Annotated in this window: 16 protein-coding genes; 8 read left to right on the top strand and 8 right to left on the bottom strand. The window is 45.4% G+C overall.

The features are described 5' to 3' along the window. Window positions 1-16 precede the first annotated feature (16 nt). The 7 genes from ED312_RS14275 (at window position 17) to ED312_RS14245 (ending at window position 12,138) form a co-directional block, all read left to right on the top strand. On the top strand, window positions 17-1,441 hold the full coding sequence (locus ED312_RS14275; RefSeq protein ID WP_123216695.1) for a hypothetical protein: 1,425 nt from the start codon (window positions 17-19) through the stop codon (window positions 1,439-1,441). Window positions 1,442-1,533: 92 nt separating this feature from the next. Continuing rightward, window positions 1,534-4,047 carry a beta-galactosidase GalB gene (gene galB, locus ED312_RS14270; RefSeq protein WP_123216694.1) on the top strand — a complete coding sequence of 838 codons (2,514 nt, stop codon included), beginning with the start codon at window positions 1,534-1,536 and terminating at the stop codon, window positions 4,045-4,047. 21 nt (window positions 4,048-4,068) lie between these two features. Next, window positions 4,069-6,075, top strand: coding sequence for a glycoside hydrolase family 97 protein (locus tag ED312_RS14265; protein WP_123216727.1), 2,007 nt, complete (start codon window positions 4,069-4,071; stop codon window positions 6,073-6,075). Between the two features lie 29 nt (window positions 6,076-6,104). Next, window positions 6,105-6,278: a hypothetical protein gene (locus ED312_RS23805; RefSeq protein WP_170164522.1), complete on the top strand. Its 174-nt coding sequence runs from the start codon at window positions 6,105-6,107 to the stop codon at window positions 6,276-6,278. A gap of 32 nt (window positions 6,279-6,310) precedes the next feature. After that, complete coding sequence (locus ED312_RS14260) at window positions 6,311-7,153, top strand: GH12 family glycosyl hydrolase domain-containing protein (RefSeq protein ID WP_123216693.1); 843 nt, start codon at window positions 6,311-6,313, stop codon at window positions 7,151-7,153. A 740-nt stretch (window positions 7,154-7,893) separates the two neighbouring features. Beyond that, complete coding sequence (locus tag ED312_RS14250) at window positions 7,894-9,210, top strand: rhamnogalacturonan acetylesterase (protein ID WP_123216691.1); 1,317 nt, start codon at window positions 7,894-7,896, stop codon at window positions 9,208-9,210. A gap of 12 nt (window positions 9,211-9,222) precedes the next feature. Continuing rightward, the gene (locus ED312_RS14245) at window positions 9,223-12,138 is read left to right on the top strand and encodes a glycoside hydrolase family 2 TIM barrel-domain containing protein (RefSeq protein WP_123216690.1); all 2,916 of its coding nucleotides are present in this window, start codon (window positions 9,223-9,225) and stop codon (window positions 12,136-12,138) included. 151 nt (window positions 12,139-12,289) lie between these two features. Here the strand turns inward: ED312_RS14245 and ED312_RS14240 are convergent, their stop codons facing one another. From ED312_RS14240 to ED312_RS14220, 5 genes are all read right to left on the bottom strand, one after another. Continuing rightward, window positions 12,290-14,650 carry an outer membrane beta-barrel family protein gene (locus ED312_RS14240; RefSeq protein ID WP_123216689.1) on the bottom strand — a complete coding sequence of 787 codons (2,361 nt, stop codon included), beginning with the start codon at window positions 14,648-14,650 and terminating at the stop codon, window positions 12,290-12,292. 44 nt (window positions 14,651-14,694) lie between these two features. After that, window positions 14,695-16,044 carry an ABC transporter permease gene (locus ED312_RS14235; RefSeq protein WP_123216688.1) on the bottom strand — a complete coding sequence of 450 codons (1,350 nt, stop codon included), beginning with the start codon at window positions 16,042-16,044 and terminating at the stop codon, window positions 14,695-14,697. A gap of 80 nt (window positions 16,045-16,124) precedes the next feature. Continuing rightward, a complete protein-coding gene (locus ED312_RS14230) occupies window positions 16,125-17,573 on the bottom strand; it encodes an ABC transporter permease (RefSeq protein WP_123216687.1) in 1,449 nt (482 codons plus the stop codon). A gap of 23 nt (window positions 17,574-17,596) precedes the next feature. Next, window positions 17,597-20,059, bottom strand: a complete 2,463-nt coding sequence (locus ED312_RS14225; protein WP_123216686.1) for a TonB-dependent receptor — start codon at window positions 20,057-20,059, stop codon at window positions 17,597-17,599. 14 nt (window positions 20,060-20,073) lie between these two features. Next, window positions 20,074-20,769 carry an ABC transporter ATP-binding protein gene (locus tag ED312_RS14220; protein ID WP_123216685.1) on the bottom strand — a complete coding sequence of 232 codons (696 nt, stop codon included), beginning with the start codon at window positions 20,767-20,769 and terminating at the stop codon, window positions 20,074-20,076. A 566-nt stretch (window positions 20,770-21,335) separates the two neighbouring features. On the opposite strand from ED312_RS14220, the gene ED312_RS23800 reads away from it, so the two are divergent. After that, window positions 21,336-21,482 (top strand): hypothetical protein, encoded by a 147-nt coding sequence (locus ED312_RS23800; protein ID WP_170164521.1) that lies wholly within the window; start codon window positions 21,336-21,338, stop codon window positions 21,480-21,482. 97 nt (window positions 21,483-21,579) lie between these two features. On the opposite strand, the gene ED312_RS14210 is transcribed toward ED312_RS23800, so the two are convergent. The 3 genes from ED312_RS14210 to ED312_RS14200 all read right to left on the bottom strand — a co-directional run bounded on the left by ED312_RS14210 (window position 21,580) and on the right by ED312_RS14200 (window position 25,116). Then, window positions 21,580-22,614, bottom strand: coding sequence for a family 43 glycosylhydrolase (locus ED312_RS14210; RefSeq protein WP_123216683.1), 1,035 nt, complete (start codon window positions 22,612-22,614; stop codon window positions 21,580-21,582). Between the two features lie 516 nt (window positions 22,615-23,130). Next, a complete protein-coding gene (locus tag ED312_RS14205; protein WP_123216682.1) occupies window positions 23,131-24,282 on the bottom strand; it encodes an alpha/beta hydrolase in 1,152 nt (383 codons plus the stop codon). A gap of 219 nt (window positions 24,283-24,501) precedes the next feature. Next, a complete protein-coding gene (locus tag ED312_RS14200; RefSeq protein ID WP_123216681.1) occupies window positions 24,502-25,116 on the bottom strand; it encodes a hypothetical protein in 615 nt (204 codons plus the stop codon). Window positions 25,117-25,130: the final 14 nt, after the last annotated feature.

Genomic DNA, 25,130 nt, shown 5'->3' with positions numbered 1-25,130 from the left:
TTTAAAACGATAAGACATGAAACTTTTCAGATATACTTTATCCGTGTTATTGCTGACGGGGCTTCTCTTTACCTCCTGTCAGAATAACGATTACGAACTGGGGGAAAAGCTCAGTAAATCCGATATTCATTTTGAAGTAATCCAGGATTTCGATGCTGATGCAGGAGGGAATACGGTGATCCTGATAAACAATACTCCGGAGACTGTTTCCATATGGGATTATGGCACCGGGCGTTCCAATCGCGCCATAGATACTGTCAGATATGCTTTTAAAGGTGAATACACCATCAAATTTTCTGCATCAACCGCAGGTGGAGTGGTAGAAATGGACCCTGTGAATATAACCGTTAAGGACGATAACCTCAACTATGTAAGTGATCCGCTCTGGAATGCACTTTCCGGAGGGGTTGGAAAGTCCAAAACCTGGTACCTGGACCTGGATGCGGACGGGGTTTCCAAATATTTTGACGGACCACAATATTTCTATGGAACCGACAACGGATGGCTGGCGGAAGGAGGCTCCTGGGATGGAGGAGATACCGGTTGCTACGCTGAAGACGGAGATTGCTGGAACTGGAATCCCGATTGGGCCGGAAACCAATGGCTCGCTCCCGCCGGAGATTACGGTTCCATAACCTTTAGCCTGGACGGAGGGCCGTTTGTTACTGCCGAGCATTTGATGATTCCCTCGAGAGGTACTGAATCCGGAACTTATTTCCTGGACCAGAATGCCAAGACACTCAATCTGATCGATGTGGCCATATTGCACCAGGAAAGCAACGAAAGCTGTGTAGATAACTGGGGGAGTATAAGAATATTTTCTTTAACCGAAGAGACCATGCAACTCGGGGTATTGAGAAAAGCCAGTTGTGACGGGGCTGCGTACCTGGTCTACAACTTCATCTCCAAAGAATACAGCGACAACTGGCAACCCGAAGAAACCATCCCTGAGCCCGACGAAGGTTTCGATCCTTCCTTTGCTCCCGGAGAATTACTGGGTATGCTCACCGGTGGCGCCGGGTCCGGAAGAACCTGGACAGTAGATGCCGACGGGAACCCTATCGACTGGATCGCCGGGGGGAACGGGTGGACCGAAAGCTGGGAAAGTTCGTACGATTGGGGCTGGAACGATAGCTGGAACGCTGCTGTACATGGAGCATGGATCAGGTTTGACCAGTTCGGTGGTACATTAAATTACACCCGTTATCAAAATAACGTACAAACCACAGGAACGTTCAGCATTAACGAAGAGACGAACGAAGTTACACTGGAAGGGGAAACCTTGCTACAAAACCCTGATAGTGAGCTGAATTCCACAGCCAGTGTCATCACAGTAGTGAAAGCATATGGCGACGAATTTACAGAAAAAGGTATCTGGTTCGGAACAAGTTACGACGAATCTAAAGACGAATGGTTCGCCTTCCATTATGTTATACCATAAACTATAGATTGTTGATTATGAGGCTGTTTTCGGTATTGGTGAATTTTCATCGCTTGGAGGCAGCCCATTTTTTTTAACCCTTAATCAATCCGATGAATAAAATATATTCTATATATAAATCCATATTCATTCTTGCCCTGTTGGTAACATCCTGTAATCCCGATAGAGTGTCCCAGGATGTAAAACGTAAACAACTGTTCACCGGAAACTGGGATTTTCAGCTTTCGGATCCGGTTGAAAAAGATACGCTGGTCAATAACTGGAGGTCACTGGATCTTCCGCATGACTGGAGTATTGAAGGTGATTTTGATGAAAAACATCCGGCTACTTTTGGTGGTGGCGCATTACCGGGAGGTATTGGTTATTACAAAAAGACCTTCGGTATCCCTTCCGAATATACCGGTAAACAGGTGTATATACAGTTTGACGGGGTTTACATGAACAGCGAAGTATACCTCAACGGAAAATTACTCGGAAAACGCCCCAATGGGTATATCAGCTTTGAATATGACCTGACGCCTTACCTCAACTGGGGATCGGAAAACACGCTGATGGTAAAGGTCGATAATTCACGGCAACCCAATTCCCGCTGGTATTCCGGTTCGGGAATTTACCGTAATGTATGGCTGATCATAACGGATAAAATACACGTAAAAAACCACGGCACTTATGTAACCACCCCAAGTGTAGACAAAACCCGGTCCGATGTTCATGTGGAGGTGGAAGTAGTGAACAACCATCCCGGGGACAGGAAAGGGGTTATCAAAACCTCGGTGCTTTTCCGGGGTAGAAAGATGTCAGAAAAAGAACAAACAGTAACACTGAAAACGAGAGAAACCAAACTCATTATCGATGACCACCACATAAAAAATCCTGAGCTCTGGTCGGTAGAAATACCAAATATATACACGCTGAAAACTGATATTTATATCAGCGGTAAACTGGCAGACAGCCATGAAACGCCCTTTGGTATCCGCAGTTTCACTTTTGATCCCGATAAAGGATTTATCCTGAACGGAAAACAGGTAAAGATAAAAGGTGTTTGCAATCACCATGATCTTGGAGCCCTGGGAGCTGCCATCAATACGCGGGCCCTGGAAAGACAGTTGGAAATACTGAAGGGAATGGGTGTAAACGGCATAAGGACGTCTCATAATCCGCCTGCCCCGGAACTGCTGGAACTCTGTGATAAGATGGGCTTTATCGTCATGGATGAAATTTTCGATATGTGGGAAAAAAGCAAATCCGAATACGATTACAGCCTGTACTGGGAGGAGTGGCATGAACGGGATCTTAAGGATTTTATTAAACGCGACCGTAACCACCCCAGTGTTTTTATGTGGAGTATCGGTAATGAAATCCCGGAACAGTGGGGACAACGAGGTGCCGAGATCGGCAGAAAACTATCAAAAATTGTCAAAAGTCTGGATAGTACCCGACCGGTAACCGCAGGAATGAACCCACCCATTCATACAAATAAAGATAATGTTACTTTACAGTTTGCCGGCCCTGCAAAACCGAATGCCCTGGCCGGATCAGGAGCTCTGGACCTCATCGGTTATAATTATGCCCACCAGACCTACACACAGCATCAGGTCAATTTCCCGGATATACCCTTTATCGCCACCGAAACTACTTCGGCGCTGGCCACAAGGGGATATTACGATCAGAGGTCTGATTCCGTTAAAAGATGGCCTTACCGCTGGGACCAGCTTTTCCTGGAGGGGAACCCGGACAATACCGTTTCGGCTTATGACCAGGTAAGTGCTCCCTGGGGTTCCACCCATGAAGAGACGTGGAAGGTGATCAAAAAACACGATTTTATGTCCGGGATGTTCATCTGGACCGGTTTTGATTACCTGGGCGAACCTACCCCTTATGTCTGGCCCTCCAGAAGCTCTTATTTTGGTGTGATAGACCTCGCCGGTTTCCCAAAAGATGCATACTATATGTACAAAAGTGAGTGGACCGACGAAACCATTCTTCATGTGTTCCCGCACTGGAACTGGGAACCCGGAAGGGAAGTTGATATATGGGCATATTATTCCAAAGCGGATGAAGTGGAACTATACCTAAACGGGGAATCACTCGGAAAACGTTCCAAGAAAGATGATGACCTGCACGTGATGTGGCGTGTCCCTTTTGCCCCCGGAACATTAAAAGCTGTTTCAAGAAAAGACGGTAGGGAAGTAGCGGTCAGAGAAATCAAGACCGCCGGGGAGCCTGCCCGAATAGAACTGGAGGCTGACAGAAATTCCATCTTGGCAGATGGCAGGGATCTTTCCTTTATTACTGTTTCCGTTGTGGATAAGGACGGCAATTTAGTCCCGACGGCAACTAACAGGATCGGATTTGAAATATCCGGCCCTGGAAAAATTATCGGTGTAGACAACGGTGATCCTACCAGTCACGAATCCTTTAAATCCATAAACAGAAAAGCCTTTTACGGAAAATGCCTGGTCATCGTACAATCTTCCGGAACAGAGGGAGAAATCCAAATCACGGCCCAAAGCAATAATTTAAGACCCGGAACATTGAGGGTCAGATCGGGCAGTCTCTCGGAAAGCCCGGAGCAGGCTAAAACCCAAACGTCATTAAATCACTAATTGATATCCAAAAAAATAGAAATGATAAGAAAGCTTACATCCGCAGTGCTCATAGTCCTTTTATGTAGCTGCGGGACACCCGAAAACAAGGACGCGAAAGTAATTGTCCATTCCCCAAACGGAAAGAATGTTATAACTTTTGAGTTAAAAGAAGGAAAACCGTCATACTCGGTAAAACACGGGGAAACCGGTGTCATTAATGCATCCGAAATGGGGTTTGTGTTTAAGGAAGGGGATTCCCTTTACAACAATTTCAAAGTATTAAGTACAGATATTTCCGATTATGACGAAACCTGGGAGCAGGTCTGGGGTGAAAAGCAGTTTATACAGGACCATTATCAACAACTGGAAGTCGTCCTTCAGGAAGAATCGGAGCAAAAAAGACAACTTAAAATACAGTTCAGGGCTTTTGACGACGGTATTGCTTTTCGGTACCGGTATCCCGGCAACAACACCGGGGACAGCCTGGTAATCATGGACGAGCTTACCCGTTTTAACCTCAGTAGTGATGGCGACGCCTGGTGGATTCCGACTTATCAGGCCGACCGTTATGAATATTTGTTTACCAAATCGCCGGTAAGTACACTGGACACTGTTCATACACCGCTCACCATTAAGAGCAATAACGGCTTGTTTTTAAGCTTCCACGAAGCAAAACTTATCGATTATGCCAGTATGACACTGGCCCGTAAAAACAAGACCGACCTGAAATGCGATCTGGTACCTTGGGCCGATGGCGACCGGGTAAAGACCAACGGGTCGTTCACCACACCGTGGCGTACCCTCCAGATCGCCGAAACACCGGGAGACCTGATTACCTCGTACATGATACTGAACCTGAACGACCCCAACAAACTGGAAGATACCAGCTGGATAGAACCGCACAAATACCTCGGTATCTGGTGGGGGATGCATATAGGCAAATATTCGTTCTGGGAAAGCCCGATACAGGGTGCCACCACTGAAAATGCCAGAATGTATGTCGATTACTGCGAGAAGTTTGGCATAGACCATCTCCTCATCGAAGGGTGGAACAAGGGGTGGACCCCGCAGTGGTACGAAAATGCCATGCACATGTTCAGTTTCACCGAGAATGCCGACAGGTTCAACCTTAAAGAAGTGACCGATTATGCCCGGTCGAAAGGAGTGCAAATTATCGGGTACCACGAAACCGGGTCCAATATTATCAACTATCTGAAACAGATAGATGCGGGCATGGGGCTATACCAAAAATATGGAATGCACGATATAAAAATCGGCCAGGTAGGTTCAAAATTGAACATGAAAGAATGGCATCACGGGCAATTCGGGGTGAATTACTACAGGTTTGTGTTAGATAAGGCTGTGGAATACCAGCTTGCCGTGAACTTTCATGAGCCTATAAAGGATACCGGCGAGCGCAGGACCTATCCCAACATGATGGCACGCGAAGGGGCAAGAGGGCAGGAATACAATGCCTGGAGCGAGGGTAATCCGCCTTCACATGAGGTTATTCTGCCGTTTACCAGGATGCTGGCCGGCCCCATGGATTTCACCCCGGGAATACTGGATGTGGAGATCAAGCAGGGACATCCGGGCCGGGACGTTCACACCACAGCCGCCAAACAACTGGCCTTGTATGTGGTATTGTACTCACCCGTTCAGATGCTGGCCGATCTCCCGGAAAATTACGACGGTAACCCGGCATTTCAATTTTTGAAAGATGTGCCCGTAGACTGGTTCGATACCAAAGTGCTGAATGCGGAGATCGGTGAATATATTACTACCGTAAGGAAAGACAGGAACAGCGACGACTGGTACCTGGGAAGTATCACTAATGAAGAAGCGAGAGACCTCGACATCGCATTGGACTTTCTTGATGATGGTATTGATTACGAGGCTCAGATCTATACTGATGCCGAACGGACCGGATATGAAACACATCCTTCCAGGGTTGAGATCAGTACCAGGGAAGTGACCTCGAATGATCACCTGGAGCTACATTTGGGAAAAGGTGGCGGGACCGCTATTCGGTTTGTGAAAAAGTAATATCCAACTCCCGGAAATCATTCAACAGAATGAGGAAGGAAAACAATATGGAAAACAAAGTCCGGAATTGTCCTGTAGAAGTACCTTACCGGGGTATTGCCGGGGGAATGGTAACCGCTTCCGAAGAAATAAATATAAAGGGACAGGTAACCGATGACAGAAGACCGGGAATGCATCCGCCATCGGTCTTCCGTTCAAAATAAAAACCAATTTTTTAATTAAAACCCAATATCTTATGAGAACAAAAACTAACATTACAACAGGAATTTTAGCCCTGGTGCTGGCAGTTTCATGCAATCAGGAAGAAGATCAGGTGGCGGATCTTTCCGAAGCCGAGTTTTCCACTGCCCGAACGGCAGGGGAAGGAACATCGGCAGCTGCCCAGGCTGTAGCCTGGTCCACAGATGAACGATACGGTTCATGGAACAACGGCGATTATACCCTATACAACAATATCTGGGGCATGGTAGACGGCAGTGTACAGGTAATGTGGGCCAACAGTTATAGCAACTGGGGCGTATGGGCTAATCATCCCGATACGGATGGCATAAAATCCTATCCCAACAGCAGCAGGAATGTGAATATCAACATCAATGCCCTGAACAGTTGTACTTCCGGTTTTGATATAAACGTGCCGTCCGGCGGGCATTATGTTGCAGCTTATGACATATGGTGTAATAATCACGACTATGAGATCATGCTATGGATGCACAAAGAAGGCGGGGTTAAACCTATCTCTTACGAGTGGTCCGGTACCGGAAATCCCATTCCCGTCGCTACCAATGTTTACATAGGCGGTCATACCTGGAATATATACAACGGTCATAACGGCAATGAAGAACAGGGTATAGGCAACCGGGTATTTTCCTTTGTAAGAACAGGAAATACCTCGGCAGCTACGGTAGATATAAAAGCGGTATTGAACTGGATAAAAGATCGGACAGCCCAGACCCCGAACGAGAAATGGTTTAAAAATGAAGCGATTACCCTGAGTACTGTACAACTCGGATACGAGATAAGCGCATCTCCCGGAGGTAAGGATTTCATTACCAATAGTTATTGGGTATCCTATAATTAGAATTGAATAATGTGCCAATTGGCAAATCAATGTGTTAACTGGTCAATAAGTGAGGAATAAGATAAAACTTATCAGTCCATTGTCAAATTTGCTGATTGGCACATTAAACTACGTTATAGAACTCGGTAAAAGCGGGGGACGGGCTCCGGTTCTTAAAAAATAACTCCCGCAACATAGCATCTGAACACACACAACCAAATACTTTAAAGATGAAGGAAGTATTGGTAATAATGGTTTCGGGATCTTTAACCGTGCTGATCATACGGTTTTTGACACCGATGTATTGAATGCCCTGCTGGAAGGATTAAAGTGAAGAAGTGTTCCAAAACACAAGAATTTTCATATAATGCTTATGGGTGATATACAAAGTAAAAAAAAACGCATACGAACTATAGGTGAATTAGCATTCTTTATACATACACCACTCCTGTTATTCTGGAGCAGGGCCAGGGCAATGCCGGCCATGCCTGCAGAGGAGGAGGGCCCTGTTTACATCCGGAGGTTTATCTTAAATTTCCACAAAACAAATTCCGGGGAAAATATTGATGGGACCGGAATAATTTAAATCTACAGGTATCTGAATAAAACCGGGTGGATTTTTCGTCGTTCTGTTTCGGGATATATTGGAAATTATTTGGACATATCATCACAGTACAGGATGGATATGGTACCGGGATATACTATTTTGACCGTGAAATAAGAAATAAGACCGGAAAGTAAATACACAACAACAATTTTCCATGTATAGAACGCAACTTTATCGGACGGCCCTGTGCCTGTTGTCTTGTATCCCTGTTCTGCAAGGCCAGTCCCGTGCGAATAATCCTGAGGAAGAACCGTTAATATTCACTTTCGGGCAAAATGCTATTTCGGAAGGAGAAGGAATAGCTTCTTCTTTTCCTTACGGGCAGGACGGTTACGGTTTTGATTTCAATACCGGAGAGAAAGTATCCATGAGACAGCGAAGCTTTGTCGCTGAAGCACCGGTATATTTTTCCGTAAGCCTTCCCGAAGGGAATTATAAAGTAACCGTTGAACTGGGAAGTGATGATTTTCCGTCAAACAACACGGTCAAAGCCGAATCCAAAAGGATTATGCTGGCTGAAGAAAAACTGGAAGCAGGAGAGGTCAGAACCGAAAGTTTTGTAATCAACCTCAGAAGCATTCAGATCGGGGAGGGAGAAGCGGTCCGCCTGAAGGACCGGGAAAAATCAGAACTGAACTGGGACGACAAACTGACCCTGGAATTTTCAAGGGGAACAGCAGTGAGAAAACTGGTCATAACTCCCGTGTCGGACATGACCACTCTTTTCCTGGCGGGGGATTCGACGGTAACCGATCAGGACCTGGCGCCCTGGGCCTCCTGGGGGCAGTTTATTACACAATACCTGAACGATAACATTGCAGTGGCCAATTATGCTTCCTCGGGGGCCTCGCTGAGTTCGTTCAAAGCCCGGAAGAGATGGGAGAAAATCCTGTCCCTGATCCAAAAAGGGGATTATGTCATCATTGAGTTTGGCCATAACGATGAAAAACAGAAAGGAGAAGGTCAAGGCCCATGGCTGAATTATACCGCCCTGCTGGTTGAGTTTATTACAGATGTCAGGGAAAAAGGAGCTATACCATTACTGGCCACACCTACCCAGCGTCGTTATTTTACCGGAGAAGGGAAGTTGAAAGATACCCATGGAGATTATCCGGAAGCTATGCGAAAAGTGGCAAAAGAACACCATGTGCCATTGATAGACCTTACCGCAATGACCACCGTGCTATATGAGACCTGGGGAGACGAAAAGTCCCGGAAGGCATTTGTACAATACCCGTCACACACTTTTCCGGGGCAGGATAAAGAACTTGCGGACAATACGCATTTCAATGATTTCGGAGCTCATGAAATAGCACTTTGTGTGTTGAGTGCGGTCCGGTCACAGCATACCGGGCTGGAAAAATATATTAAGGAACCTTTGGAATATACTCCGGCCCGGCCTAATGATTTCAAAAACTGGACCTTACCCATGAGTCCGCGTTTCGAACCCGTAAAACCAGATGGAAACTAAAAAAACTACAACATGCTTCTAACCTCTGCCAGGTCGAGCGCAGTCAAGACCACTCTTGTAAACGATACCATTTTTTTCTCCGTGAAAAAACTACCTGTTCTTATTCTCTTCTTGGGATTTATCGGCGAAATCGCAGCCCAGCACACACAAAAGATATACCTCTCCGGCCAGGATTTTAAACATCCCGTGAAATGGGAATTTATGTGTACAGGGGGAAATAAGAGTAATCAATGGACGACCATAGATGTCCCGTCCCAGTGGGAATTGCAGGGATTCGGGACCTATACCTACGGAAGGTGGTATAAGGAACTGGGCCAAAAAGAGCCGAGTAAAGAAGAAGGTTTTTACAAATACGAATTCGAGGTCCCTTCGGCCTATAAAGACCAGCAGGTAAAGATTTTTTTCGGCGGAGTGATGACGGACACCCATGTCAGGATTAACGGAAAATCTGCCGGAGAGGTGCACCAGGGAGGCTTTTACCGTTTCAGCTATGATATTTCGGACCTGGTTTCCTACGGACAAAAAAATGTGCTGGAAGTCCATGTTAAAAAACACTCAGTTAATGAACATGTGAACAATGTCGAGAGAAAGGCAGACTGGTGGCTTTTCGGGGGAATATACCGTCCGGTCTGGCTGGAGGTCAGACCAAAAGACCATATCGGTAATATCTTTCTCGATGCCGGGGCCGGTGGGCACATGCGTATAAAGATTTCCGACAGCAATATCCCTTCCGGGGCAACCGTTACGGCTTCCGTAAAAAAATTGGGAAGTGAGGGTGATTTTAGACAGGAACAAAGTGCGGATATCGGCAAAAACAACGAAACACTTTCTTTTCACTGGGATCATATAGATGTGTGGAGCCCCGAAAATCCGAACCTGTATGTTCTTCAGCTTCAACTGAAGAAAAAAGACCGGGTGTTGCATACACTGGAGCAGCGTTTCGGCTTCAGGACCGTAGATTTCAGAAAGAAAGACGGTATTTATGTCAATGGCAAAAAGATTGTCATGAAAGGCATAAACAGGCATACCATATGGCCGGAGTCGGGAAGAAGTACGGATAAGGATCTGAGTATTACGGATGTAAACCTGATAAAGGATATGAACATGAATGCAGTGAGAACACATTACCCGCCCGACGATCATTTTCTGGATGCCTGCGATTCTCTGGGGCTGTTTGTGCTTGATGAACTGGCCGGCTGGCAGAATTCATATGATAAGGAAACAGGAGCCAGGCTTATAAAAGAAATGGTCACCAGGGATGTGAACCACCCTTCGGTGATTATCTGGGACCAGGGGAATGAAGGAGGATGGATCGATGAACTGGATAGTGTTTTTCATCAGTACGACCCCCAGGAGAGAATTGTTATTCACCCCTGGGCAGATTACAATGGCTGGGATACCCACCATTATCCTACCTATCTCACCGGGGTCCACCGTTTTGTCGATGGTGAAAATGTATTTTTCCCCACGGAATTCATGCATGGCACGTACGATAACGGGCACGGGTCCGGGCTGGAAGATTTCTGGAACCGCTTCAGGGAAAGCCCCCTGTTTGCTGGAGGGTTTATGTGGGCGTTTTCGGATGAAGCCGTGTTGCGTACCGACTGGGAAGGCGAAAGGAAATATGATTCCGAAGGCTCGCTGGCACCCGACGGTATTTTAGGACCCCACCGGGAAAAGGAAGGAAGTTTTTATGCTGTTAAGGATGTCTGGAGCCCGGTGCAGTTTGCACCTTTGAGGATCACCCCGTCGTTCGACGGCACCTTCTTGATCACCAATGATTATATTTATACTGATCTGAAGGAATGTAAGCTGACCTATAATATAAAAAGCATCCCGGAAAAAGCGTTTTACACCACTGAGGAACCCGTGTCTGTTGCCAATGGGGAAATAAGACTCCCGCACATTGAGCCCGGCGAGACCCGGAAAGTGCAAATGGACATACCGCCCTCATTTTTTGACGGGGACTGGTTGGAGGTCACTGCGTACGATCCCCGCGGAAGGCTCCTGAATATATGGACATGGCCCATCCATCTGCCCGGATATTACTCCGACAAGTTTTTATGGAAAGGAGAAGCAGAGAAGGTCTCGGTAACCGGGAAAGGAGACATCGTTGAACTCCAGGGGGGAAATATAAAGGTCCGGATTGATAAAAACAGCGGGATCATCCGGAATGTATACGGAAATGGCCGGGAAATACCATTTAACCAGGGGCCGTACCCTATAGGGATGAAAGCCAGGGTAAAAGAGGTAGAGACCCGGGAAGAAAAGGGAAACGCAGTGTGTATAGTTTATTATCATGGAGGAATAGACCGGATAAAATGGACCATGCACCCTGACGGAAGACTGAAAATGGAAATGGTAGCCCTGAAAAATGCTGGTCGCAGCAGCGGATTTGACGAGGCTTTCTATGAAGGGGAAATAGATAAATTCGGAATTACCTTTAACTTTCCGGAAAAAGATGTCAGCGGGATAAAATGGTTTGGAAAAGGGCCCTATCGGGTATGGAAAAACAGGATCAGGGGAACAAACTATAACTTATGGCAGAAGGACTACAATAATACCGTTACCGGGGAGAGCTTTGAAAACCTGATCTATCCCGAGTTTAAAGGATACCATGCCAACCTGATCGGGGCAGAACTGGAAGCAGGTGAAAATACATTCCGGGTATTCAGCGGGTCCGAAAATATGTTTTTAAGGCTTTTTACCCCGCAAGAACCCGAATATGCCCTGAAAGGAGCTGATGCATATCCCGATTTTCCTCCCGGCGATATCTCCTTTATGTATGAAATTCCGGCCATGCGGTCGTTTAAACCCGTTTCCCAGCATGGCCCGCACAGCCAACCGTCGAACATCCGGATTAAAAGCGGGGATGACGGAATACAGATGAACCTGTGGTTTGATTTCAGAAATATGAATGACCAATAATAAAAGTGCGCCTGCGCTTAGGCTTCCTAAATAAATTGTCAAATGGGGAAAATGAATTGCGAAAGACTCCTTTCCGGGGGTTGAGAATGTCAGGAATGGTTTACCGGTACCACTGCCTCATCTCACCGGATTACGCCTTATCATTTATTCTTTATAAACGTTTTTGCTCATCTGTTTTGCTTGTTTTTTCCTTTACCAGGTTTCCGCCAAAATGGTAACGGAGCGTGAGCCCGACTCTTCTCGAATCGGGTTTGTCGTTATAATGATAATCCGTAATACGGCTTTGTGAAACACCTTGTTCCCTGTAGCTGTCGAATATATCGCTTAATGTAAATACGGCATCCAGTTTACCCTCAAAAAATGAACGTTTTATGCCCATGTCGGCAAAAAAGATGTCTTCCGTAAGGTATACTCCCCATAATTCGGCGGAAGTATATTTGAGTGACAGGTCCAAAGTATAATATTCAAGAAACCTGATCTGCTGTTGCACGGAAAAGGTTGATGCCCATTTGGAGAGTATCTGCTCTTCAACCACCTGCGAAACAGGATAGCTTGTATAGTTCAGGCCGCCAAAAAGCTGTACGTCCCAGGAATCTGATAATTGTACCGGCGCGATGATCTGGATATCCACCCGGTCGAAATGACTGAAATTAGCACTTTGGCTTCTGACTGCTACTCCATTGTCATCATAGGACAAACGGCGCGAAATATAATTGTTGCGTTTGCTGTATTCGGTAGTAAAGATATATTTCTCCAGGAAGGTATAGGAAGCCGAAAACAACCATCCCATTTCGGGAACAAGTTCCGGATTTCCGGAAAAATAAAAATATTCGTCGTTATACCAGCGTACGGGGTTCAGGTTTGAATAGGACGGACGGTTGATCCTCCGGCTGACAGCCAGGTCGAGCTTGTGATCGTCTCCCCAGGCGTACCTTGCAGACAGGTTGGGGAACAAACGGGTATATTTCCAGTTATTCGCAAACGAACCATCCAGCAAAAGTGCTTCTGCCCGGGTATGTTCCAGCCGCAGCCCGGCTTCGATACCTGCATTTCCCAATGTTTTGGACACCGATACATATGCTGCCCCAATCTGTTCCTTGTATTTGAAATGATTGGTGAGTCCGGGAATCTCCACAAAATCATCCCCTGTTCTCTCTTCCGAACGGAAATTGTTGTCATTGCCGGCTTCGGCAAATTTCAGTCCGGCTTTGATCCCAAATTCCGGGAACGGCAGGTCGGCATCGGCCTGTACCGACTTTATTTTGATAAAACCGGGTTGATGTATATGCATGGTATTGGTGTGAAGCAATTGCCCGTCAGCGTTATAGTGATTTCCTTCCATCAACCCATCCGAGAAATTGCGATAAGAAATGTACCGGGCATCTGCGGTTATTTTTTTTCCCGTGGAATCAATGTCAAACTGGTAGTCCACACTTATCGCGTCGTAATGGTAGGGTTCTTCCAGTTCATAAGTAGAATAAACGGAGGAAAACAGACTGCCGTCCTTCCTTTTTTTGCGGATTGCCGAGGTCTTGGTACTTGAAAAATCATCGAAATACCCGTGGTAATGAGCACCGACCCTGTGCCTGGGCGCAAATTGCCAGCTGCCCCCGGCTTTCCAGGTATAGAAATTAATATTAAACGGATTCTGATTTTCCCTGTTTAATATAACCTCTTCCCCGTTCTCGGTTATGGTATTTCCGCTTTTACCTCTGCGAAAGCGATGCGGGGTGTTATAATCAAAAGAGGCGTAAACATTCCATTGTTTTCCGTTAATGCTGCCCGAAATATTCTGATTGTTCATCCAGGACCTGCCTTTGGACAAGCTGCTTTTTAAGCTCAGGGCATACCCCCGGGCTTTACTCTTTTTGGTTATGATATTGATAATCCCCGAATTTCCCGCAGCATCATAAGCAGCGGAAGGATTGGTAATGAGCTCTATCTTTTCAATCTCTTCCGCACTCAGTCCTCTGAGCAGTATTCCCAGTTGATTGCCTGACAGGTAACTCATCTTTCCATCGATCATTACGTTGACACCGGTTGCCCCTCTCAGCATAATTTCATCGTCCTGGGAGACGCTCACTCCCGGGACCTTTTTCAGCATCTCCAAAGCGGAAACCCCGCTGGATATGGCAGAAGATGCTATGTTAAAAGTTACCTTTCCTTTATCGGCCTCAACAAGGGGCTTTTTAAAGGTAACGACAACTTCGTCCAGTTCCCGGGTATTTTCTTCCAGTTCAACATTTATAGTTGACGATGTCTTTACCTCGATTTCTATGGTAGACATACCGATATAGGAGAATACCAAAACAGCCCCGCCGGTAACATCGATAGTATAATGGCCGTCAAGATCCGTTTGTGTACCGTTTTTGCTCTCCTTTACCATAACCGTCGCCCCTGGCAATGGTTGGCCCTTCACATCCGTAACCATGCCGGTTATTGTCTTTTTCTGAGCAATTGCCGCCTGGGATAACAGCAGCAGGTTCAACAACAGGCAGAAGCTAAATTTCATAGGTGATTGACTTAATGATGAGGGTTAAAATGGATTTTAATTTATCAAAGACGGCGCAACCTCTTTTTGAAAATAAACCAGCCGAGGGCACCGAAAAGCACGATAAAAACAAGCAGCGGTGTATATAGCCCCGATTGGCTCAACACCTTTTCATCGGAAAAAACTTCCACCTTAAAATCATCCCAGTTTTCGGAGGCCACCGGAGCCCCGCTGAATATTTTCGGGTAAAAGTGCAGTCTTAATTTCTCGTGAAACCTTCCCGTTTCATCCAGAAAACGCAACTGATTGTCCAGTCCGGATCTGGCAATATCGTTAAGTGAAAGCTGCAAATGGAGTGTCGGGATAAATTGAGCGATCCGGGAAGCGGTCATGTTTCTTTGTCCGAGCTTTTCCCTTAATGCTGCCGATTGTTCCGAGACTTCATCATCTCCCATCTGCTGCATGGCATAATACCAGAGCCAGCTGAAATCTCCTTCGGGCAGGGCGTATTTTTTGAATTGAGGATAATGCGCATAGAATTTATCCATGGTCAGTTCCTTGTCCATATCCCATTTTTCATGATAGCCTTTTCGTTGCTTTACAGTGGTTTCAAGTGCTTCCGGAAGCGGGTACCTGTTCTGCAGATCATTGTTAATGGCAGCCGGCAGGACAAACACCAGCAATATCCATATGGAGAGCAGGATAATGGCATTAAAATTGGAACTTTTTTGCAGTGATACCACAAAAAAACAGATGGCGAACCATACGAGGATATATAGAACGGAAACCAGGAAAAATGCCTGCAGGGCCCTGTCCGGTGCAATACCTAATAACGGAACGGCAATAGCGTATAAAAACAACAGGACCGCGAGGGTTACGAACAGCCTTACGCCGAAAGATCTCAGGACAAAACCGAGCGGATTTTTACTCTGCACGGCAATGATTTTCCAGATACCACTTTCTTTCTCTTCGGATACGAGGTTATAGGTAAAGGAAATGATAAGCAGGGGAAACAGGAAGATAAGCACAAAACTGAAATCAATATTGCCGATCAGCAGGTTGTATGGATTATTAAGATCTGCGTCGTATTTCTGGGCTTCCAGGGTGCGTATGGTCACGCTTTTGACCGATGGATTAACATCGCGCTGCCCTATGGACAGTGCATTTAATGGCGGGGTATGGTTTACCAGTGAAAATTTGATGTAGTAGAGCATCAGGCCCAGGTCGTCCTTGTTGTATTTGGCATGGCGCTCTATATGTTCCTGCTGGTGCCGGGCCGTTTCCTCTATACTCCGGTTTGTTTTTTCAATATGCTGTTTCCCTACCAGAAGGCTTATGATACCGGCCAGAACAATAAAGGACAGCCCTATCTTTACACTGTTGGAGCGGGTAAAATTTGCAAATAACAGTTTCATATCTTTTAATTAGTGAATTAGTCAATTTGATCCATGCCGGTTATTCGGGGTTCTTTCCGATTCATTATCACAGGGGTACGTTACAGGATTCTTAAAGTTTTGAAAAGGCGGCCGAGTATCAGCACGAGCAGCAGTCCCCAGAAGAGGAGTGACAAAAATGAGATAAGTTCATTCCGGAAAGCCGAGCCTATCCCGGGTGGCCTGTATTTAAAATCCTCGATTTGCGCCCAGTGTTTTCTATCCAGCATGCTGGCGGGGTCTGCCGAACTCCTGGCCGTGTTACTGATATGTTTTATTTGCAGATCGTTCAGGCTTTGGGCCAGGTGGTACCTGTATTTTTCTGCCAGGTCCTGGAAATCCGTAAAGGAATTATAATCCGTACTGGAGAGGGCCATCGAGAGGTTTTTTATTCCCATATAAGGATCGAGGAATGCCAGGTATCTCGAAAAGCTGTTCTGTTTGGCATACACCTCCCGTAATTTTTTGAGGTGATTATTGTGAATTCCGGCTGTAATTTTCTCTCCCTCTTTCATGACGAGTCCGCTGTAATTGAAAGGCAACTGTGCAACGGAATCCACATTATAGGCTGCCAGAACGGAATCTTTGAGAGCCTGATAGTGCGGATCATCCGGATTGTGACTGTCCCCGGTTCTTAAAACATCGTGCTCTATCTGTGCCTGAAATCCGGCCTTGGACGGAGCCCGGTATAAATAGGACCCGAGGGACTGGCCCGCCCTCGGCAGTAAAATAGTGAGTAATAACCATACGCCTATGGAAGAAGTAAGCGCTGTTTTTGATGTTTTGCTCAATGCGGAGATGATGACTGCCATAACGCAAAAAATGCACAGGTAGATGAAATATATCACTACAATGACCAGGAGCCTGTATGTTTCGTCCATACTGATGCTCATTTCCTGAAGAAAACCCCAAAGAAATACCGTAATGATGATGACGGGAAAATAAAGGGTGGACATCACCAGGATCATCCCCAGTATTTTACCCAGTAATAATTGCTTCCGGTTTAACCCCTGGCTCATGAGTATCTTTAACGTACCGTTCTCTCTCTCGGCGGCCAGGCTTCTGAATCCCAGAAAGAAGATCAGCAGAGGCAACAGGGTTTGCAGGATCATGGCAATGCTTATCTCTCCGAACCGCAACATTCCCGTAGAAAATTCCGCTTCGGAAAAGTTGGTAGGGTTCTGAACATGGGCTTCGAGAAAAATGGAATTCCCCAGAAAACTTTCCATCCCCACATCAAAAACACTCAGCGGCGTTTTAGGGCGAAAGGCAAAATGTCCGTAATGTGCCATTCTGTGCGGATGTTTATCAGGATTATCCAGCCAGTCCTGCCTGGCCTGTTCCTGGTACATTACCCTGATCTTTTTCTGTGTTTTGAAATTTTCCCATCCGGAAAAAACAGCATAAGCCAATAAAATCCCGATGATAAAGGTCAGGATAAAAACAGCCCTGTTCTTAAAGGTTATTTTCCAGAACAGCTTTGCGATGTGTATTTCTGCGTTCTTTATCATGATTAAAGCTTTAGAAAGTGTCCTTAAAATCTATAGTTCAGTGTCAGTGAGCCGTTTCTGGGTGCTCCCGGAAACAAACGCAGGTAATTTTGTGCCCCCAACCAATAGGTGGTATTGAACAGGTTACCTATATTTAAGGCCACCCGGACATTGCTTTTGCTGGGCGCATAATACACAGCGGCGTCAAAGATGGTAAATGCCGGTACTTTGAAATCACGGGTAAACCAGGGAATTTTACTGCTTTGGTACTGCATACCGAACCCTATCCCGAGATCTTTCAGGGAAGAGACATTTCTGAAATCGTACTTGGTCCACAGGTTAGCACTGTTTTTCGGGGTATTCTCCTTTCTTTGCCCGATTAATTCTTTGTTGGTATCGTGTTCTATCTTCGCATCTATATAACTATAAGAGGCGGTGAGCTGCCAATCGGGATTGATATAGCCCGTAATGTCCATTTCAAAACCCCGGCTCCTGTCGGCTCCCCGCTGTACCAGCAAATCAGGTTGGGAAGGGTCATTGGCACTCATCAGTATGTTTTTCTGATTGATTTCGTAAACAGATACGTTCAGGCTCATGTGTTTGCGGAACAGGTCGGTTTTTACCCCGGCCTCCTTTAAATTGCTGATCAATGGGTCGAACAGCGCGGCAGAAACGTCTGACCATAAAAAATTGGCGGTGCCAGGTAAAAGCGTTGTCGTATTTGACTGGGGCTGAAAACCTTCCAGATAAGTTCCGTATATGTTAATATTGTCATTCAACGCATAGGTGAGCCCTATTCTTGGTATGAGCCTTTGGTTTTCAAAAGAGGTTTCGTCAGGGGTCTCATAATTGGTTATATCCTTAAACCACTCGTGCCTGAGGCTCAACAACAGGGTAAATTGCCTGTACCGCAATTGTTCCTGTATATATATGGCATTATTTGTGGTGAGCGCCGGGGGTATGGCTATCCATGAGTTCATCGTGTAATCGCGGATATCCCTGACTTCATGGCCGGGATTGTGGAGGTTGACATGGCCTACATTGGGCCTGGGCATAGTAATGCCATCTACTTCTATGGTTTGATATTCCCCTGCATTGGCCACATCAAAAGAAGATGCCACAGAACCATCATTTAATAAAAATCCCCGGGCAGCATTTTGTCCTCCGCCTTTTAGTTTTTGCCAGTAATGCAGGTCATAACCCACAAGTATTTTATGGTCGATCTTCCCGGTACTGAAATCAAAATTGAAATAACTGCTTATATTATCTATATTCCAGTATTGTTCGCGCTCCACAAACTGCATAGAAGCCAGGGAGGTTACGGGATTGTTATTAATATCCACGGCAAATGCACCGGTAGTGCGATGTTCCTGCAAGTCCTCCGTCCACGATTGTTTCATGTAGGAAGCATTAAAACTGATATGGGAGTTGAATTTATGGACGATATTCCCCATGACAATCAGTTCTTTGGACCTGAAAAAGTCGTTTGGAGCACTCAGGTTCATACTTATGGGAGTGCTTTTCAGATCGGTAATCCCTGCCCGGGCCCCGAAAATAGGCTGTCCTCTGTCCAGGACCCCGTTCATGTCGTTGTAGATAAGTTCGGCATTGATAGCCGTTTTATCGTTAGGGATATAACTGAACGAAGGAGAGATCAGAATGGTTTTATTGTTGACCAGGTCCCTGTAGGAACGTGCTTCCCGGTAGGCCCCGTTGACGCGGTACAGCAATGTCTTCGACTCGTTCAGGGGACCGGTAAAATCCAGTGTTCCTATGAAAGTACTGAAACTGCCTACCCCGATACTCACTTCTTTCCGGTCAACGGGCAGTGGTTTTTTGGTGACCATATTGATGCTACCTCCCGGGTCCACGCTTGCGAAAGTGGCGCTTGCCGGACCTTTTATAACCTCCACGCGTTCTATATTGGTGGTTAAGGGTTGTAAAAAATAAAACTGCCGTGTACGCATGCCATTGATGATCTGTCCTTCTTCATTCTGGCTTATTCCCCGGATGTTATACTGGTTATAATAGCTGGAAGGTGTAACACCGCTTACTGCTTTGACGGCATCGGCCAGTTGGAAAGCTTGACGGTCGGCAATCAATTCCTTGGTCACGGTACCGATGGCCTGCGGGATATCTTTATTTTCCATGGCTGTTTTTGTGGCTGAAAAGGAATATCTGCTGTCATAACTCCTCAATGTCCTGCCTGTAACTTCCACGGTCTGTAATTCCGTGATCTCAGGGGACAGCCGGATGTTCAGAAAATCACTTCCTGCCCTGATCCGGTAGTTTCTGTACCCGATGTACGAAACCAGGATAGTGCCTTCTCCTTCCAGTGAAAAATTGCCGTCTTCATCGGTAACGGTCCCGCGGTCGGTGTCCACAAGGGTGACGGAAGCCCCGAAAACGGGAATACCGGTCTCTGTATCTGTGACCCTTCCGCTAATGGTCTGTGCCTGGGAGAAATTGAAAATAAAGAGGAAAACTACGGTAAATAATCGTGTCATATATCGTTTTGGTTTTATACGGTCTTTAAATACAATTGCTCCAGCTCATTGGCAGAGATATCCATAGCTTCTAATTCACTGACGAGGTTACCTTCTTTCATGATACCTATACGATGAGCGACTTCCCTGGCGCGGAAAATATCGTGTGTGGCCATCAGTATGGTTGTTCCGCCTGCCGAAAGTTCTTTCAGGATTTCCGAAAATTCATTGGCAGCCTTCGGGTCCAGACCGGATATCGGTTCGTCCAGCAGCAGTACTTTGGCATTTTTGGCAAGGGCTATGGCAATTCCTACTTTCTGGCGCATTCCCTTGGAATAACTGCGCAGAGGCTTTTGATGGGCATTTTCCTGTAATCCCGACTTTATCAATAACTGTGACAGTTCGTCCCGATGGAGTTTATGGCCGGCAAGGGAAGAGAAAAATTTCAGGTTCTCTAACCCGGTGAGGTTGGGATACAGCGTTACCGTTTCCGGGATATAGGCTATGTGCTTCTTTGTTTCCGTAGCATTTCCCGTTACCGGCAGCCCGTTTATGCTCGCCTCTCCGGAAGAAGGAGCAATAAATCCCAGGAGAATATTAATGGTCGTGGTTTTTCCCGCACCATTGGCCCCGAGCAGGCAGAATATTTCCCCTTCATCTATATTCAGGGTCAATTTGTTCAAAGCCGTAAAGCCGTTATAATTTTTGGTAAGGTCTTTTGTGGTTATCATATATTAAAAATCAATAGTTTGCAGATATGGCTTATGCAAAGGCAGAACTCCGTACTAAAAAACTGGCCTGTCTTCTTTAGGGCCCTACCTACTATGGTTGTTCAGGGATTTATCGGCTTTCGGGAATGCATAATACGATAGCGGGTAATCCCCTGACATTACAACCAAGTATGAAATAATAGGAATAGGATAATCTTCCGAAAAAGGTTTCTTCGGAGATCTTAAATAACGTAAATGTCGTTATTGTGGTTTAGGAAAGGTCAGGCGGTGGTTTGTTAAAATACTCCCCCCGCGTCCGGATTTGCAGCACCGGAACGACATAAAGCACAGGCAGGTGTTCGGCTATGGGGAAAACAGGTGGGGTAAATCGGGGAATTTCAGGGGTAAACGTTACGGGGCTTTGATGCTGTCCGGTAATGTATGATACGCAAATATCACAGTTCCCGAAATCGTCATCCTGGCTGGAAATGTGCTCAAAAGCATGCAGGTTCACCACCTTCAACAAGAAGAAGGCAATGATGAAAAAAAAGGTGATACTATGTTTGTTGCTCTTAAGTCGCATTTGGATGTCAAAAGTAGAACATTCTAAATTGATCTACAAGAAATACTATTTGAAACCTGTTGCGCATTCCGAAGGCAATTTTTCACAAGGAGACAAAAGCATGGATAAATATGAGGGGGAGGGGCCTGTACTTATCAGTCCCGATTACTAAATGATCGCTTTTTTCGCCGGAATCCGGTTTTTCCGTAAGAGGTAAGGTTTTACAAAACGGCTGGTTTTCTCATTTTTTTTGGGAGAAATAAAAAAAATCATGGAACACTGGCATTGCTCTTTTTTGCCGGGCCGGACTGTCCGGAAATTCCTTTAAAACTGATTTTTGCTATTTGCCCGTCCTCCGTAAAGTTCAGACTATCCAGGCGAAGTTGTCTCAATACATAGTCTTTATCCTGAGGAAAGATTTGGTGGTACAATATGTAGTGCTGCCCGTTTTCCGTGAACACTGAATGATGACCGGGGCCATAGACACCTTTTTCCGGATCCGTCACTGCGATCGGGCTGTTCTCACCTTCTTCGAAAGGTCCGAACGGATGGTTGCCGATCGAATACCTTATCTTGTAGGTGGAGTCTATAGCTTTTCCATCGGAATACATCAGGTAATATTTGTCGTCTTTCTTAACCATATATGGTGCTTCGAAATAATTCGGCGGAGTTACATTTTCAATGGCACCGTCGAAGGTCACCATATTGTCCTTTAGCTTTACGGCGAAACAACGACCGTTGATCCAGTTCCATCCGGAACCCCAATAGAGGTAGGCCTGACCATCGTCGTCAATAAAACATTGTGCATCGATCATGTGATAATCGGGATACCCGGTACTTTTGATAAGGGGGCTTCCGTCCTGCCTGGCATTTTTCCATGGCCCCAGGGGCTTCTCACTTTCACCTACCCAAATTTCACTGCCTACGGAAACATACATATAATATTTGCCGTTTTTAGCCCTGGTCACTCCGGGGGCCCAGACCATGGCTTCTCTGGACGTAGGGCTGGTACAGGCTTCTTTGGTAGGCCAGTTGAGATTATGGATCTTGAAATCCTTAAAGTCCACGGTTTCGAGAACGGCAAGTTTTTCGCCTCCCCAGGGGTCTATAGTGGCGTAAATGTAATAGGTATTTCCTTCTTTAATAACGGATGGATCGGCATAATAACCTTTATGGATGGGGTTTGTAATTATTTCCGGTTGTTCCGGTTCCTCTGCCTGAACTTTGTCATTTTCTTTATTTCCATTGCTCTTACAGGAAATAAAGAAAATAGATATAAAAAAGGAGATGATAATATTTTTCATTTTTTCAAATTTTTATGATGGTCGCGAATCCGGTGTTTGAAACCGATCCGAACATTCTATTCCAAATTTATTCCGATATACTCATAATATTTTTTCATTACAGAAAATGCTTTCTTTTTGTTGCCTTCCCCGCCGGGCAGTCCTTTCCGGCAACAGGAGGAGTAGGGAATAAACAAATAAAAGCAAGGATCTCACGGTCAATATGGTTTTGGTTGGGCGAACGGTTGTGCCGGATTGCACGTACTAATATAGCGGTTTGTACAGAATGTATGCAAAAATATTTACAATATTGTTGTTTTTACACTTATTTTCATTCCGTTTTTAATACTGACACAATTTTTTGCGATACAATATGGACCATCCGTTTCCGGAAAACTTTACGGGGACGGGCCTTTTCCTTGTACGGTTGTTTGTTTATACGGGAGTATATGTACAAAAGATCAATCCGGAATTCGGGGATCTTTTATAGCGGAAGATTTTCCTCCAAGCTTTCGTTGCTATTGATATTTTGGTATTTTACCAGCCCATGTCTTTTTTGATTGTAAATATTCTTTCCTGCATCATATCCTTGGTCAGAAAATCGATTTCCTTCATCAGAAATGCTTTTTCGTAGGTCCTTAAGGCTTTCTTGGGATTGCCGCTCTTTTCATAAAATTCCGCTTCGAAGAAATAACCGAGCATGGAACCCGAAAATTCTTTTTTCCCAAGCCTGGCGAGGTGTTCCAGGGAAACCAGGTCTTCTTTGGCAATACTGGCGGCATAGATGGCCATAATGTCGTTCAGCCTGGTATCTTTTTGTACGTGATAAGTCGCTGCAATAGCATTATATTTCTTTTCAAGGTATTCGTATACGGGGCCTTTATCATATGCAAGGACTTCCTGCTTGTATTGCCCTGGGTCAATGGGGCGGTAAAGGTCAAAAATACGGTACAGCGATCGGGGAACGGCATAGGCGGCAACCGTATAACTGTCCGAATCTTCTATGGTATAGAAATGATACCGCAATTTTTCGTTTTCTACCGTTTCCAATAAATGATGAAGTTCTGTAATACGTGAGGCAGTTTCAGGGTCACGGTTTTTGTCTGCGGCAATAAGATGATAGAACTTTTGCGAGGTAAGCGTGGATAATCGGCTGGAAAGGTAATTTTCCATATTCGGGGCAAAAGCAGGTTCTATATTGATATATGCATCAAAAAGGGGACGGTCTTTGAACAGGTAGTAATTTGTAAAATTGGCCGTAAGTCCATGGCCTATAATGATATTGAAGCCGGCCAGACTGTATTTTTCCGCGAGGGAAGGAATGAGTTCCATACCTATAAATTCAAAGAAATTGTTGCCTTTGTCTTTAGGGAACCCCGTATCGTCATTATAATTACAGTCACTGTTACGGTGCCCTTCCTGGCGGATACCTACAATAATGCTTTCCGGCATTTCATCATTATGACGAAAAAAGCGGGCGGCGGCCATTACCATATCAAACAGGTAATCGGCATCGAGTACCACAATGAGGGGGTATTTTTTTTTGGCATCGTAGTTTTTGGGGACATGGAATACCACATCCCTCGTCTCCCCGAGTTTCTGTGACGGGTATGACGTTTCCTTGTATTGCGCGGACAAGTTATAAATAGTGAGTAGCAGGCATACAGAGGTTAATACCAGTTTATTCATTTTAAGTAAGAGTTAAATTAAGCGGTCTGTATTATTGTTTTATTTACGGGAGAATGTGCCGATATCCGATTCTGGAACGGATAATCAGGTATCCGGAGGTTATTATCTCTTTCTTCTTCCTCTTTTAATACATAAAACAAGCATTACAAAAGAAGTAAATGCTTGTTTTATATTATTCCGGAAATTCCGGTCAGGAATGGAAATGATCTCCGTATGTGATCAGTCTTCTATGATTCTATCGCGTTTCCCGTCTTTGTAGAGCGCAACAAAGACGTCGTCGAATCCCATTTCAACAAGTTCTTTTTTCAGTATGCCTGCCTCATCGGGAGTATCGAATATGCCGATACAGAAAGCATAGAAAAGGTTTGGGTTTTGCGTATAGATGAAATTGGTGTTCGATTGAAGCGGAATCCGGTCTGTCTCAAAAGCCTTGATCTGTACGGTATATACCGAATCTTTCGAAACAGGGAGAGGTGCGGCGTTCGCATTGTCCAGATCCTTCCGCAGATTGCTGTTTTCGCGTTCCAGCCCGGATAGTTTTTCCTTTAATATAGAAGTGCTGTCAATGCTCTGGAGCAGTAGCGAGTTCTTTTCATAGCAGGAAGTATAAGATCTTTCCATGGCCGTAAGTTCCGAATTGAAATAATACGCAAAACCGATTGTTGCGAGGCAGAGTACGGAGGTAATTGCCCAGGCGGTATTCCGCATTTTTATACTTTTGTCGAAACCCTGGTTTTTTTCGCTGATCTGGTCGAGCAGTTTTTCGTTACTTTTCTGTTCTCTTTCAATCTTTTTATGTAGTGCTACCAGGTCGTCTTCTTCTATGTAAGGCATATTCAGTATGGTTT

Origin of the sequence: Sinomicrobium pectinilyticum (assembly GCF_003725735.1) — a bacterium.
In the GTDB taxonomy this organism is placed as follows: Bacteria; Bacteroidota; Bacteroidia; order Flavobacteriales; family Flavobacteriaceae; genus Sinomicrobium; species Sinomicrobium pectinilyticum.
The sequence above is the reverse complement of the archived record's forward strand: the minus strand, read 5'-3'. Positions and strand labels throughout refer to the sequence as shown.

What these genes read in the sequence shown, in the direction of transcription:
- ED312_RS14275 (WP_123216695.1), top strand. Translation starts at nt 17, where the DNA reads ATGAAACTTTTCAGATATACTTTATCCGTGTTATTGCTGACGGGGCTT.
- galB (WP_123216694.1), top strand. Translation starts at nt 1,534, where the DNA reads ATGAATAAAATATATTCTATATATAAATCCATATTCATTCTTGCCCTG.
- ED312_RS14265 (WP_123216727.1), top strand. Translation starts at nt 4,069, where the DNA reads ATGATAAGAAAGCTTACATCCGCAGTGCTCATAGTCCTTTTATGTAGC.
- ED312_RS23805 (WP_170164522.1), top strand. Translation starts at nt 6,105, where the DNA reads ATGAGGAAGGAAAACAATATGGAAAACAAAGTCCGGAATTGTCCTGTA.
- ED312_RS14260 (WP_123216693.1), top strand. Translation starts at nt 6,311, where the DNA reads ATGAGAACAAAAACTAACATTACAACAGGAATTTTAGCCCTGGTGCTG.
- ED312_RS14250 (WP_123216691.1), top strand. Translation starts at nt 7,894, where the DNA reads ATGTATAGAACGCAACTTTATCGGACGGCCCTGTGCCTGTTGTCTTGT.
- ED312_RS14245 (WP_123216690.1), top strand. Translation starts at nt 9,223, where the DNA reads ATGCTTCTAACCTCTGCCAGGTCGAGCGCAGTCAAGACCACTCTTGTA.
- ED312_RS14240 (WP_123216689.1), bottom strand. Translation starts at nt 14,650, where the DNA reads ATGAAATTTAGCTTCTGCCTGTTGTTGAACCTGCTGCTGTTATCCCAG.
- ED312_RS14235 (WP_123216688.1), bottom strand. Translation starts at nt 16,044, where the DNA reads ATGAAACTGTTATTTGCAAATTTTACCCGCTCCAACAGTGTAAAGATA.
- ED312_RS14230 (WP_123216687.1), bottom strand. Translation starts at nt 17,573, where the DNA reads ATGATAAAGAACGCAGAAATACACATCGCAAAGCTGTTCTGGAAAATA.
- ED312_RS14225 (WP_123216686.1), bottom strand. Translation starts at nt 20,059, where the DNA reads ATGACACGATTATTTACCGTAGTTTTCCTCTTTATTTTCAATTTCTCC.
- ED312_RS14220 (WP_123216685.1), bottom strand. Translation starts at nt 20,769, where the DNA reads ATGATAACCACAAAAGACCTTACCAAAAATTATAACGGCTTTACGGCT.
- ED312_RS23800 (WP_170164521.1), top strand. Translation starts at nt 21,336, where the DNA reads ATGTCAAAAGTAGAACATTCTAAATTGATCTACAAGAAATACTATTTG.
- ED312_RS14210 (WP_123216683.1), bottom strand. Translation starts at nt 22,614, where the DNA reads ATGAAAAATATTATCATCTCCTTTTTTATATCTATTTTCTTTATTTCC.
- ED312_RS14205 (WP_123216682.1), bottom strand. Translation starts at nt 24,282, where the DNA reads ATGAATAAACTGGTATTAACCTCTGTATGCCTGCTACTCACTATTTAT.
- ED312_RS14200 (WP_123216681.1), bottom strand. Translation starts at nt 25,116, where the DNA reads ATGCCTTACATAGAAGAAGACGACCTGGTAGCACTACATAAAAAGATT.